This window comes from Coralloluteibacterium thermophilum, from assembly GCF_042654365.1.
Classification (GTDB): domain Bacteria; phylum Pseudomonadota; class Gammaproteobacteria; order Xanthomonadales; family Xanthomonadaceae; genus Coralloluteibacterium; species Coralloluteibacterium thermophilum.
In genome coordinates, this window is record NZ_JBHSGG010000043.1 from 48578 (window position 1) to 61608 (window position 13031).

Annotated in this window: 9 protein-coding genes; 2 read left to right on the plus strand and 7 right to left on the minus strand. The window is 66.5% G+C overall.

Annotated features, from left to right (window positions below):
• Positions 1–64: 64 nt before the first annotated feature.
• A complete protein-coding gene (locus ACFO3Q_RS14795; protein ID WP_377005508.1) occupies positions 65–1969 on the plus strand; it encodes a tyrosine-type recombinase/integrase in 1905 nt (634 codons plus the stop codon).
• Here ACFO3Q_RS14795 and ACFO3Q_RS14800 read toward each other — a convergent pair.
• Positions 1944–2471: a LysR substrate-binding domain-containing protein gene (locus ACFO3Q_RS14800; RefSeq protein ID WP_377005509.1), complete on the minus strand. Its 528-nt coding sequence runs from the start codon at positions 2469–2471 to the stop codon at positions 1944–1946. The genes ACFO3Q_RS14795 and ACFO3Q_RS14800 overlap by 26 nt on opposite strands.
• A gap of 183 nt (positions 2472–2654) precedes the next feature.
• Here ACFO3Q_RS14800 and ACFO3Q_RS14805 point away from each other — a divergent pair, with 183 nt between their 5' ends.
• Positions 2655–2948, plus strand: coding sequence for a helix-turn-helix domain-containing protein (locus tag ACFO3Q_RS14805; RefSeq protein WP_081770063.1), 294 nt, complete (start codon positions 2655–2657; stop codon positions 2946–2948).
• Between the two features lie 19 nt (positions 2949–2967).
• On the opposite strand, the gene ACFO3Q_RS14810 is transcribed toward ACFO3Q_RS14805, so the two are convergent.
• The 6 genes from ACFO3Q_RS14810 to ACFO3Q_RS14835 all read right to left on the minus strand — a co-directional run bounded on the left by ACFO3Q_RS14810 (position 2968) and on the right by ACFO3Q_RS14835 (position 13013).
• Complete coding sequence (locus ACFO3Q_RS14810; RefSeq protein ID WP_377005511.1) at positions 2968–3858, minus strand: LysR family transcriptional regulator; 891 nt, start codon at positions 3856–3858, stop codon at positions 2968–2970.
• A gap of 204 nt (positions 3859–4062) precedes the next feature.
• Positions 4063–6540 carry a heavy metal translocating P-type ATPase gene (locus tag ACFO3Q_RS14815; protein WP_377005512.1) on the minus strand — a complete coding sequence of 826 codons (2478 nt, stop codon included), beginning with the start codon at positions 6538–6540 and terminating at the stop codon, positions 4063–4065.
• A gap of 114 nt (positions 6541–6654) precedes the next feature.
• On the minus strand, positions 6655–7236 hold the full coding sequence (locus ACFO3Q_RS14820) for a cation efflux transmembrane domain-containing protein (RefSeq protein WP_377005513.1): 582 nt from the start codon (positions 7234–7236) through the stop codon (positions 6655–6657).
• Positions 7233–10484 (minus strand): efflux RND transporter permease subunit, encoded by a 3252-nt coding sequence (locus tag ACFO3Q_RS14825; RefSeq protein ID WP_377005514.1) that lies wholly within the window; start codon positions 10482–10484, stop codon positions 7233–7235. Before ACFO3Q_RS14825 ends, ACFO3Q_RS14820 begins: the two co-directional genes overlap by 4 nt.
• 10 nt (positions 10485–10494) lie before the next feature.
• A complete protein-coding gene (locus ACFO3Q_RS14830; protein ID WP_286586771.1) occupies positions 10495–11757 on the minus strand; it encodes an efflux RND transporter periplasmic adaptor subunit in 1263 nt (420 codons plus the stop codon).
• Entirely contained in the window at positions 11754–13013 is a 1260-nt protein-coding gene (locus tag ACFO3Q_RS14835; RefSeq protein WP_377005515.1) for a TolC family protein, read from the minus strand. Before ACFO3Q_RS14835 ends, ACFO3Q_RS14830 begins: the two co-directional genes overlap by 4 nt.
• Positions 13014–13031: the final 18 nt, after the last annotated feature.

Genomic DNA, 13031 nt, shown 5'->3' on the forward strand with positions numbered 1-13031 from the left:
TGTTGCTGGGGCGGAGCGGGCCATGCGAAGAGGATCTGACTCCTGACTCTGTTCAGGAGCAGACATGGCACTCACCGATGCAGTCGTCCGGCACGCCAAGGCCACCGGAAAGGACTACACCCTCCCTGACTTCGACGGCCTCACGCTGTCCGTCTCCGCGGCCGGCACCAAGGCTTGGTTCTTTCGCTACTACTGGCTGGGCCGGCAGAAGCGGATGTCCTTCGGGCACTACCCCGAGATCGGTCTGCGCGAGGCGCGCCTCGAACGGGACAAGGCGCGCGCCTTGGTCGCCAAGGGCATCAACCCGCAGCGTCAGCGCACCCAGGATCGGCGCCTGGCGACCGATGCCGAGCAGTACACGTTCCAAGCGGTCTACGACAAGTGGTTCGCGTTCCGCCAGCAGAGCCGTCTGAAGAAGACCGGGCGCAACGTCACCCTCGGGACGCTCCCACGCATCTTCAGCAACGACGTCCTCCCGTCGCTGCGCAAGCGCTCGGTCTATGAGATCAACCGCGCTGACCTGCTCGGAATCGTTGGGCGGATCGAGAAGCGCGGTGCGCCGTCGATCGCCGAGAAGGTCCGGACCTGGCTCAACCAGCTCTTTCGGTACGCGCTGGTGATCGTACCGGGCCTGGAGCGCAACCCGGCCTCCGACCTGGATGTGGTCGCCATGCCGGCGCCGCCCGTGCGCCACAACCCGTTCCTGCGCATGCCCGAGCTGCCCGAGTTCCTGCAACTGCTGCGCAAGTACCCCGGCCGGCTGCAGACTCAGGTTGGCGTTCGCATGCTGTTTCTGACCGGCGTGCGCACGGGCGAGCTGCGGCTGGCGACCCCCGATCAGTTCCACCTCGATGACGGCCTGTGGATCATCCCGCCTGACGTCGTGAAGCAGCTCGAACTGAAGATGCAGAAGGAGAACCTGCGCACGGAGGACATCCCGCCCTACATCGTGCCGCTGTCCGTACAGGCGGTCGAGATCGTCCGGCACATGCTCGACCGGCTCAAGCCTGCGCAGAAGTACCTCTTCCCGGGCGCCAAGTGCCTGAAGCAGCGCATCAGCGAGAACACGCTCAACGGCGCGATCAAGCGCCTGGGATATGCCGGTCGGCTCACCGGCCACGGCATCCGCGCCACGATCTCGACGGCCCTCAACGAACTGGGCTATCCGGACAAGTGGATCGACGCGCAGCTTTCCCACGTCGATCCGAACCCGGTCCGTAGGACCTACAACCATGCCGAGTACGTCGACCAGCGCCGGCACATGATGCAGGACTGGGCCGATCGGCTGGACCTGCTCGAACAGGGCGAGATCGAGGCGGCCTGCAATCCCCTGAACATCCAACTGGAAGGCTTGCCCGTCCTGGAGGCGGGCATGAACCTGCAGGCTCCGCTGGCGAGTGCGGAGACGCAGAAGCTGGTGCTGTCCAAGCCCGCTGCCGTTGCCGCTGCGCCGCAGCCCGTCCAGGTGCAGGCCGTCCCGGTGCGACGGCTGTCCGCGGTACGGGCGCCCAAGACCGAACCGGCCATCTCCAACGTCCAGCGCGAGCGCATGATCCTGCTCGATATCCTGGAATCACCCCACAACCTCTCGGTGGCCGACTACGCCAAGCTCGCCGGCAAGTCGCGTCGCTGGATCACCTATGAGGTCACGGCCGGCAACCTGTTGTCGATCAGCTTGGGCAACCGCGGGCAGCGCGTGCCCGACTGGCAGCTCGATCCGCTCAAGCGCCGCTTGGTACAGGCCGTCTTCAAGCAGACCGCGCGGGGCGTAGACCCGTGGGAGATCTATCACGCGCTCATGCAACCGTGCGCCGAGTTCGGCGGCGAGTCGGCCGTCGAGGCGGTCACCGCCGAGAATCTGGGGGTAGCGGTCAAGGCGGTCTGTCGCACGCTCGCCATGCAGGTGTTCGATGGCCCCGTTCCACACCGCGAGGGCTATCGGTCTACGCGACCGTCTGCCCTCGTCTGAGGAAGCGCTCGATCGCGGGGGAGTTGCCGCGCTCGGGTCGGATCAGATGGGTTCCGACCCAGTGGGTGCTGTCCGTCAGCGGACGCATGATGACACCCCAGTTCCGCGACTGTTCGAGAAGCGGTCGCGGAGCGAGGCCGACCCCATAGCCGGCCGCCACCTGTACGGCCATCAGCTCAAACGAGGTCGACCGGCAGGGGTTCGCTGGCCGGGGGCCGAACAACGCTTCGGCGGCGTACGGACAGCACTCGAACAAGGTGTACGTCCCGAGCTTCTCCACGGGAACCGCCGGATAGCTCAGCAAGGGTGATCGCTCTGGTAGGGCGACGGCCAGCTCATCCTGCCAAAGCAGGTCGATCTGCAGGTGTCGCACCGGGGCGGCACCCATCGCTATGCCGATGTCGTAGCGGCCGTCCTCCAATCCCTCGAAAAGGTCGGTCGCGGACGCCTCGTGCACAACGACAGGCGTTTCAGGTTCCTCAGCCCGCTGCAGGGCAAGCAATGATGCCAAGCGTGGCGACGACGGCACGCAGGATGTGACGCAGAGCTTAAGCGCAGAAGCTCGACAAAAGGCTTGCATGAAGGCCCGTTAGGTCATGGCTTGAGGCGATGGTCGCAACCGCCATCATAAAATGAGTTAAATTTACCGTGGTTTAACTTGGAGCGCTGAACGACGCTTTTGCCGATGCAGAAGCGCTCCGTCCAGCGAGGCCGCCCGGTCGGCACGACCACCTACGAGCCTGAGCCCGCGTTGGCGTTCGGACAGGCTGTTCGCGCTGCACGCCTGGAGCGAGGGATCGCCCAGGAAGAACTTGCAGCGGTGGCGGAAATCGATCGTTCGCACATCGGCAAGATCGAGAGGGGCGAACATATGCCAACCTTGGCGTTGATCCTCAAAATCTCAAACGCGCTGCGCATGAGTGCGGCTGATTTGATGTCGACGACAGTAGCTAACCTGCAATCGGGCAGAAAAACCTAAGCCCAAGTGTCAACCCGGTTTAACTGTCCGGATGGGCGTGCAGGTACGTGAGGAACTGCTGTAATGCAACGCACGGCTCGTTACCCGCCAGGCGCAGCAGATAGGTTGTGAGCACGGCTGATTCGCTGGCTAGCGGCCGGACCACGATGTCTGGATGTTTGCAGAGCGCCATGCGGGTGGTGCTTGTAAACCCGACGCCGTAACCTGCAGATACCAGCGTGAGCATCATGTCCGACGAGCGTACATGCTCGACGACTTTCAGATCCTGCTCCAGCGTGCGAAGCAGCAGCGTCAGTTCGCGAGAACATCCCTCGTAGGTCTGCGGATCACACATGACCAGCGGATATCGGGCCAGTTCCTCGAGGGGTATCTCCTTGTACGCCAGTAGTGGGTGGTGCGTCGGGATCGCCGCGAGCAGCGTGTCGCGCCAGACGGGCTCGGCGCAGATGCCGTCCCCGACGTTGGCGGTATGCGCAAAGCCTGCCCTGAAGTCCCCCGCGCGAAGCCCCCGCAACTGTTCCTGCAGAGGCACTTCGCAGATACGTATCTCGATCTCCGGCGCATCTTCCCGAAAGCGCGCCAGGATCTCGGACAGGCGGGGGTCGATGGCGCCATCGGAGATGGCGATGCGCAAGCTCCCGCGATATCCGGTCGCGATCGCCCTGACGTTCTCGCCAGCCTGTTCCAGGAGCGCCAACACCCGACGAACTTCGTCGAGGTAGACGGTACCTGCTGCGGTCAGACGGGTGCCCCTTCGATTGCGATCAAAGAGCACCACGCCTAGATCTTCTTCCAGCTCCTTGATTGTCCTCGACAAAGGAGATTGCTCGATGTGCAAACGCTCGGCTGCGTGCGTGAAGTTCAGCTCCTCACCTAGAACGACAAAACAGCGAAGGTGTCGCAGTTCCATAGGCCATACTCCGAGTCAACCTCGAAACCTTCCTATGCATGGTTGAGCTTTCATTGCCTGAACCGCTGCATCAGTCATAGGTAGTGCCCCGGTTGTGGATCAGCCGCGACGAGTTGGCCAGGATGCCGATATCCGGGATGGATTGAAGCGCCGCCGCGTAGAAGGCCACCGCAGCAGTACGATCAAAGTGCAGTCGATGTTTGGCTATGTCGTGCGTGGGTCGCGATATGCGAGCAACCTGAGCGCATTGAACACCACCAGTAGCGTGGACCCCTCATGGATGGCGACGGCCGGGCCGATGCCCAGGCCGAAGATCGTGGCAGGCACCAGGAATGCGACGATGCCGAGGCTGACGTAGACGTTCTGCCGGATCACGCCGCGGGTGTGCCGGCTCAGGCCCACCGCGAACGGCAGGTGGCGCAGGTCGTCGGCCATCAACGCGACGTCGGCGGTTTCCAGTGCAACGTCCGAGCCAGCGGCCCCCATCGAGATGCCAACCGTGGCGTTGGCCATCGCTGGCGCGTCGTTGACGCCGTCGCCGACCATCGCGACCTTGTCCTGCTCGCGCAGTTTGCGGATGGCCTCGACCTTGTCCTCGGGCATCAGGTCGCCCCAGGCTTCGTCGAGGCCCACTTCCGAGGCGATCGCCTCGGCGACGCGCTGATGGTCGCCGGAGATCATGATCATGCGCGTGATGCCGAGCGCGCGCAGTTCCTTGAGCGCCTCCGGCGCACCTTCGCGCGCGGTGTCGAGCAGACCAATAGCGCCCAGGTCGCGCGTGCCTTGTCTGACCACCATCGAGGTGCGGCCGGCCTCGCGCAGCTGCGCGATGGCGGCCGCAGCGGATTCGCCTAGCGGCGCGACGCCGTCGGTGCCGAACATCTCGGCCTTGCCGATCCATACCGTCTCGCCGCCGAGCGTGGCCGTGACACCGCGACCGATGAGATTTTCCAGGCCGCCGGCGGCCGGGATCTCGCGCCCGCCGAGCCGTTCCCGACCATCTCGGGCGATGGCGGCGGCCAGCGGATGATCGCTGAGCGACTCGACCGCGACCGCGACGGTGAGCAGTTCCTCCTCCGTGACACCCTCCACCGTGACAACGTCGGTGATGCGAGGCCGGCCTTCGGTCAAGGTGCCGGTCTTGTCGAAGGCCATCGCGTTGAGCGAGCCCAGTTCCTCCAGCGGTGCGCCTCCTTTGATCAGCACGCCACCGCGTGCCGCGCGGGCGATGCCCGAGAGCACGGCGCTGGGTGTGGCGATGGCCAGCGCGCACGGACTGGCCGCCACGAGCACGGCCATCGCGCGGTAGAAGCTGTCGCGGAAGGGCTCGTCGACGACGACCCAGGCGAACAGCAGCAGGAAGGCCAGGACCAGGACCGCGGGCACGAAGATCCGCTCGAACCGGTCGGTGAATCGCTGGGTCGGTGACTTGCGTGTCTCGGCCTCGCTGACCATTTTCACCACGCGCGCCAGCGCCGAATCGCTGGACTTGCGCGTGACCTCTATCTCGATCGCACCGCTGCCATTGATGGTGCCGGCGAACACGCGCGAAGCGGTATCGACGCCGTCGGGCCGCGCCCGCGCCGTCGCGGGGTCGTCCACGGGGCGCTTGTCGACCGGAATGCTTTCGCCGGTCACCGGCGCCTGGTTCACGCTGGAAGTGCCGAGCACGAGGAAGCCGTCGGCCGGCATGCGCTCGTTGGGCTTGACCAGCACGATGTCGCCGACGGCGAGTTCCTCGACCGCGATCTCCTGCACCTGCCCATCGCGACGCACGACCGCCGTGTCGGGCGCCAGTTCGGCCAGCGCCTCGATCGCGCGCTTGGCGCGACCCATCGCGTAGTGCTCGAGCGCGTGTCCGAGGCTGAACAGGAACAGCAGCAGCGCGCCCTCAGCCCATGAACCGAGCGCCGCGGCGCCGGCGGCAGCGACCAGCATCAGCGTATCGATCTCGAACCGCTTCATGCGCAGGTTGTCGATCGCCTCGCGCAGCGTGTAGACGCCGCCGAAGAAGTACGCCGCGACGTAGCAGGCGAGCGGGAGCCAGCCGGGCGCACCGGCCACCAGCTTCTCGATGGCGTACCCGGTGATCAGTAGACCGCCGCAGACCAGGGCGAAGATCAGCTCGGTGTTCGGGCCGAGCAGGCCGCCGTGCGCGTGCCCTTTGTGATCGCCGGCCTCATGATCATGGTCGTGATCCCCTTCGGCATGGGCATGTTGTTCCTTGGCCGGTTGCCCACGCGGCACCACCTTGAGTTCCGCCAGTGCCTTCCGCAGGTCCTGCTCAGAGGTTCGCTCACGGTCGAACTCGATGGCGACCCGACCCGCGGCACTGGCCTCGGCTTCCAGGACGCCCGGAAGCGCCCGCAGGCGCTCGCCGACCGTCCGCGCCCGGCGCTGGTGGACGATGCCGTCCACCTCCCAGGAGGCGTGGCCGTAGCGGCCGCTGATCGCAGCGCCAGCCCCCTCGACGATCTCGCGGATGCGCGCCAGCGGAAGCATCTCGGCGTCGTAATGGATGCACACCTGCGCCGGCGTTCCATCCTCGCCGTCGCGGACGTGGACCTGCTCGATGCCGTCCCGGCCCTCAAGATCACGGATCAAGCGTCCGACGCAGGCGTCGGCCTGGTCGGGAACATGTGGAAGCAGGATCTGCAGATCCAAGCGTAGCTTTTCAGTCATGGCGTTCTCCTTGGGTCTGCTGGAGAGGGAAATTGACGGTCGGCCCGTTTGCGAGGAAGGTCGGCGTCTCTTCGGAGTCGCGTCCCGAAACTGGGCATCGCAGACATTGTCGTTTCATCCTGTCCTGGCCTCCTCCCGGACGCTACGCAGGATTTCGATGCCGCCGAGGGAAGCAACCGCCGCGATCAGCGCACCCGCGACCAGGTCCGGCCAGGACGAACCCAACCACAACACCAGCGCGCCGGCGACGATCACGCCGCCATTGGAGACGAAGTCGTTGAAGCTGAAAGTCTCCGCGGCCTTCATGTTGACGTCGTCGGACCGCATGCGGCGCAGCAGCACCAGGCACCACAGGTTGATCGCGGCCGCGACCAGCGCCAGCCCCATCATCACCGGGCCCAACGGCTCGGCGCCGTACAGCCAGCGCCTGACCACGTCCGCCATCACCGCGACCGCGAACAGCAGCAGCATCACGCCGGACACGGCGGCCGCCCCGCGTTTCCACGCGGGACGGCGGTCGATGGCGAGGTAGCTCAGCAGATAGACGGCTGCGTCCGATCCGTTGTCGACGGCATTGGCGAGCAGCGCGCTGGAATCGGCCATCCAGCCGGCAGCGCCCAGTCCGGCGAACAGCGCCAGGTTCCACAGCAGCACCTGCCGTAGGACGCTTTTCTGCCGGGCCGGATCGAGCGTCACGTCGCGTGCCGCCTGGGTCGATGCTTCGCGGTCGCGCGAGCAGCGAAGGTGGGCAGCACGAGCAGCGTCAATACCGTTGCTGTGATCAACCCACCGATGACCACGGTCGCCAGCGGTTTCTGCACCTCGGCGCCGGAGCCGGTGGCGATCGCCATTGGGACGAAGCCGACGATGGCCACCAACGCGGTGGTCAGCACCGCCCGCAGGCGGTTGGCGGCACCGGTCGCCGCCGCTTCCAGAGGCTCGTCCCCCGCGGCTAGGCGTTCACGGATGGCCTGCATCAGCACCAGGCCGTTGAGCGTCGCAACGCCGGAGACCGCGATGAAGCCCACCGCCGCGGACACCGAGAAGGGCATGCCGCGCACTAGCAGCGCCAGTATGCCTCCGACCAGCGCCAGCGGGACGCAGACGAAGACCAGCGCCGCCTCACGGATGGTGCCCAGTGCCATATACAACAGTGCGCCGATCATCAGGAACACGACCGGGATCACCAGCGCCAGCCGCGCCTCGGCACGCTGCAGGTTCTCGAACTGCCCGCCCCAGTCAAGGTAGACGCCGCTGGGCAGAGACACATCGGCCACGGCTGCCTGCGCCTCCCCGACGAAGCCGCCCAGGTCACGGCCACGGACGTTGGCCTGCACCACGATGCGACGGCTGCCGTTGTTGCGGCTTATCTGGTTGGGTCCTTCGCTGACCTCAATGCGCGCGACCGAGGACAGCGGCACCACGGTGCCGTCGGGAGCCACCACGGGCAGTGCAGCGAGCCGGGCCGGATCATTCCGAGCGTCTTCATCGAGCCGAACTACCACGTCGAACCGGCGGTCGCCCTCGAAGATCTTGCCGGCGGCAGTGCCACCAATGCCAGTTGCCAATGCCTCGCTGACGTCCGCTGCAGTCAAGCCATACTGTGCGGCAGCGGCATGGTCGACCCGCACGGTGAGCGTCGGCAGGCCCGACACCTGCTCCACGCGCACGTCCGCCGCGCCGTCGATGCTGCGGAGCTTGAGCGAAATCTGGTCGGCGATCGGCTGCAGGACGTCGAAGTCGTCGCCGAACACCATCACAGCCAGGTCCGTGCGCACGCCGGAGATCAGTTCGTTGAAACGCAGTTCGATCGGCTGGCTGAACTCGAACGCATTGCCGATCTGGTTGCCGACGATGCCCTCAAGCCGGCCGATCAAGTCTTCCTTGCTTAACGACTTGTCTGGCCACTCGGATTTCGGCTTGAGTACGATCACGCTGTCCGAGATGTTGGTCGGCATGGGATCGATGGCCGCCTCCGCCGTACCAGTACGGGAGAAGACCGTCTTCACTTCGGGTTCGCTGGCGAGGGTCTTCTCCAGGGCCAGTTGCATCGCCAGCGACTGCTCCAGCGAGGCGGAAGGGACTCGCAGGGCCTGCATCGCCAGGTTGCCCTCGTCGAGGGTCGGCATGAACTCCCGGCCCAGCGAAACGAATGCCGTGAAGCCGATCGCAAGCATGGCGACCGCGCCGAGCAGGACCGCGCGGGGCCGCGCGACCGCAGCGCGAATGACCGGCTCGGCCTTGCCGCGTACGAAGCGGATGATGCGGGTCTCGTGTTCGCCGTCTTGTCCGCCTTGGTGCCCGCGTTCCTTTTCGTGCGACGGCGCATGTCCGGGCCGGGGCTTGGGATCGCGCACGAACAGGGCGGCCATCGCCGGCACGAAAGTGAAGGAGAAGATGAACGCTCCGACCAGGGCGAGCATGAAGGTCGCGGCCATCGGCTGGAACGTCTTGCCCTCGACGCCTTCCAGTGTGAGGATCGGCGCGAACACCAGCAGGATGATGAGCTGGCCGAACGCGGCCGGCCGCACCATCTTGCGCGCCGCCTGGATCGCGACGCCCAGGCGTTCCCCGGCGGAGAGCGACCGTCCCAGTTCGGCCTGCTTCTGGCCGAGCATCAGCAGCGTGGCTTCGATCACGATCACCGCACCATCGACGAGGATGCCGAAGTCCAGCGCGCCCAGGCTCATCAGGTTGCCGCTGATCCCGAAGCGGTTCATGCCGATCACCGCGAACAGGAACGACAGCGGGATCACCAGCGCGGTGATCGCCGCGGCGCGGATGTTGCCGAGCAGCAGGAACAGCACCACGATGACGAGCAGCGCGCCCTCGGTGAGGTTTTTGGCGACGGTCTTGATCGTAGAGTTGACCAGCATGCTGCGGTCGAGCACGGGTTCGGCGACGATGCCCGGAGGCAGGGAGCGGTTGACCTCGGCCAGACGCTCCGCCGCTGCCTGCGCCACCGTGCGGCTGTTGCCGCCGGCGATCATCAGCGCCGTCCCGAGCACCGCTTCGTGGCCGTCGCGCGTGGCGGCGCCCAGCCGCGGCGCCTGTCCCAGCCCGACACTGGCCACGTCTGAAACGCGGATCACCACGCCGCCTCGGTTGGCGACCGGCGACTGTGCGAGGTCGTCGACCGTCTGCGCCAGGGCATCGGCTCGGACGATCAGGCCTTCGCCGGCACGCTGGACGAAGCCTGCGCCGGCCTGGACGTTGGCGCGTTCCAGCGCCTGCACCAGATCGCCCAGGCCAAGACCGTAGGCGGCCAGCCGCTCGGTGTTCGGGCGGACGGCGTATTCCTTGACGTAGCCGCCGATGGTGTCGACGCCCGCCAGGCCTGGCGTCGAGCGCATCTGCGGCGCGATGATCCAGTCCTGCACCGTGCGCAGATAGGTGGCGCGTTCTTTCGCCGTCGCGAGCCGGTCGCCCTCCGGCGTGAGGTAGACCTCACCGGCCTGCCATCCGGGCGTGTTCGGCTTGCCGACGTTCTCCGGGTCGAACGGGACGAAATCCACCGTCCACATCAGCACCTCGCCGAGGCCGGTGGTGACCGGCGACATCATCGGCACCACGTCCTCGGGCAAGTCTTCCTGCACCTCGCGCATGCGCTCGGCCACTTGCTGACGTGCGAAGTAGATGTCGGTCTGGTCGGTGAAGATGGCGGTGACCTGCGAGAACCCGTTGCGCGAGAGCGAACGCGTGCTGGTCAGGCCGGGGATGCCGGCCAGCGCCGTCTCAAGCGGGTACGTGACCTGTCGCTCGATCTGGCCCGGGGCGAGCGCGGGTGCGATGGTATTGATCTGCACCTGCCGATTGGTGATGTCCGGTACCGCGTCGATCGGTAGCTTGCCGAGCTGGAACAGGCCATACGCCGCGATGACCGCGGCGACGAAGACCACCGCCCAGCGGAAGCGCACCGCCGTTTCAATGATGAGTTTGAACATGGCGGGGTCCTCAGTGGCCGTGCTCGGCCTCGCCCTTGGCGAGTTCGGCCTTCAGCAGGAATGCGTTGGTGCCGGCGACGCGCTCGTCGCCCGACAGCCCGTTGAGGATCTCGATGCGCCCGCCCGCGCGGCGACCGGCGAGCACCGGAGTCGCACGGAAGCCCTTGCCGTTGTCGGCCACGAATACGACCGAGCGGCCCTCCACGGTTTGCACGGCGTCGGCAGGCACGGTCAACGTGTCGTCTTTGGCCGCCGCGACCACGACGCCGGACACCGGCGTACCTGCCGGCGGCAGCGGGCCGGATTCCGGGCGCGCACGGATGATCGCCATGCCACCCTGCTCGCGGACATCGGCGGCGGAGCCGATCACGATGGCACTGAAGCTGCCGTTCGTGCCGGTGACTTCGATGCGCGCGCCGGGTTCGACTTGCGCCGCGAGCGCGGGCGGGGCGGAAAACACGAGTTCTGTCTGCGCTGGATCGGCCACGTTGGCCACGATGTCACCCGCGGCGACGAAGCCGCCGGGCGTCACCTGGACCGCGCCGACCACGCCTGGTACCGAGCTGGTAATGGTCACGCGCCCACCTGCGTTCGGCGAGCCGGCCGCGACGACCTGGGCTGCGGCCGCACGGGCCGCCGCTTCGGCCGATAGCGAGCGTGCCCGCGAGGCTTCGAGTTCCTGTTTTGCGACCACGCCCTGAGTTACCAGCGCCTGGTCGCGCTGATACACCAGCCGTGCCGCTTCCGCTTCGGCGCGTGCCGCATCCGCATTCGCACGCATCGTTGCGGCTTCGCCGCTGACAATCACTGCCAGAGGCTGGCCGACGCGAACCCTGGTGCCGGGTGCGACGATGACGCGCTCCACGCGACCACCGATGGAAGCAGCAACGGCGGCACGTGCACCAATAGCGGGCTCGACACGTCCACTCAGGCGTGTCTCGCTGCCACCACCGCGACCAACGGCAACCACCTGGATACCTGACGCTTCGATCTGCTGCTGGGTCAGGGCAACCAGGCCCTCCTCGCTCTCGGTCGCTTCATCGCCATGGTCGTCATGGCTGTCTTTCTCGTCATGGCCCCCTTCGGCGCCGTGATCTGCATGGCTTTCTTGTGTCTGATCGTCACCGTGCGATCCATGGCCGTCATCATCGGAGTGGGCAGCATGGGACGCTCCGGCATCCTGGCTGCTGGTGAGCCTCGCAAGGCCGAAGCCTGCGACGAGGGCGACCAGGAGTGCGGCGACGTAAATCAGCCGCCTAGTATTTGTTTTCATCGGGATTCTCCGAACGGGGCGCGGCCTTCCAGGAGCGCCAGGTCGATTTCGGCAAGAACGCGCGCGATCCGCGCGTCCACGGCGGCATTGCGCGCGGCGATGAGCGCCGCGCGCGCACTGCGGAGTTCGAGTTGCGAGATGCGGCCGGCCTCGAAGCCGATGCGGGACAGGCGATAGGCCTCCTCGGCAGCTGCGACACCGCTATCGGCGGCGCGTGTCCGGCTGTTCGAGGCGGCTAGCGTGGCCTCTGCGGCCAGTCGCTCCGCCCGTACCTCCTGTTTCTGCGCGATCAGCCGGGCCTCGGCGGCCCGCTGCTCGGCATATGCGGCTCGAATGCCACCCCGATTGCGATCGAACAGTGGAATGGTCAATTCGAGGCCGACCGTAAATGCCTCATCGTTGGTTTCCCGGAACCGGGTCCTGCCAACGGCGGCGCTGACATCCGGAAGCGCGCGACGCCGTTCGACCGTCACCAGTCGGCTCGCGGCATCGAGTTCGGCCTGTGCAACCCGGACGGCGAGAGGATCGTCTGCACCGACTCCGGTCGGGTTGGAAGTACGGTCCAACAGGCTTGCACTGATGGCTTGGACGGGTCTTTCGAGCATGGCGATCGCCGACAACCGCGCGAACGCACTGTCGCGGAGGGCCTTGGTTTCATCGAGTGCAGCCCTGGCGGCCTCGACCTCGCTCTGTGCCTGGACACCGCGCAGGGTCGCCTCGCGGCCCTGTTCGACCATGGCCGCGACCCCGCGCGCGTCCTGCTCGGTCAGCGATAGGGCCTCAGCAGCGAGGTCGTAGCGTCGTGCTGCGGCTTCGGCCTCGGCATAGGTCAGTGCCAACTGGCCCGCGACCTGCCAGCGAGTCTGCACGCGCCGAAGGTCCGCTGCGTTGGCCTCGGAACGCGCCGCCTGGATTCGGGCGGAGCGTTGGCCAAACAGTTCAAGGGGCTGGTTGATCGACAGCGTCGTTTCGCCGTTGCCGGTACCGTTGTAGGGGCCGGTGCCGTAGACGTTCTCTCGGCTGTAGGCGATTGAGGGATTGGGAAGGGCGCGGGCCTGCTCCGCACGGGCGGCAGCTGCGTCATAGACGGCATTGGCTTCGAGCGTCGACGGCAGCGCGTCGAGCCGGGCAACTAAATCATCGTAGGACGGGGCGGTCTCGACGACAGTGTCGTTCGCCATTGAAGGCGACGCCAATGCCAAGACAGCCACGGCCAGTCCGACCGCGATGAGCGGCCGTCCAAGCGGCGTAAACATGGGAACTCCGGAAGCAAA

Bases quoted from the DNA above. Each gene is read 5' to 3' on its own strand.
- ACFO3Q_RS14795 (WP_377005508.1), top strand. From the start codon at position 65: ATGGCACTCACCGATGCAGTCGTCCGGCACGCCAAGGCCACCGGAAAG.
- ACFO3Q_RS14805 (WP_081770063.1), top strand. From the start codon at position 2,655: ATGCAGAAGCGCTCCGTCCAGCGAGGCCGCCCGGTCGGCACGACCACC.
- ACFO3Q_RS14810 (WP_377005511.1), bottom strand. From the start codon at position 3,858: ATGGAACTGCGACACCTTCGCTGTTTTGTCGTTCTAGGTGAGGAGCTG.
- ACFO3Q_RS14815 (WP_377005512.1), bottom strand. From the start codon at position 6,540: ATGACTGAAAAGCTACGCTTGGATCTGCAGATCCTGCTTCCACATGTT.
- ACFO3Q_RS14825 (WP_377005514.1), bottom strand. From the start codon at position 10,484: ATGTTCAAACTCATCATTGAAACGGCGGTGCGCTTCCGCTGGGCGGTG.
- ACFO3Q_RS14830 (WP_286586771.1), bottom strand. From the start codon at position 11,757: ATGAAAACAAATACTAGGCGGCTGATTTACGTCGCCGCACTCCTGGTC.
- ACFO3Q_RS14835 (WP_377005515.1), bottom strand. From the start codon at position 13,013: ATGTTTACGCCGCTTGGACGGCCGCTCATCGCGGTCGGACTGGCCGTG.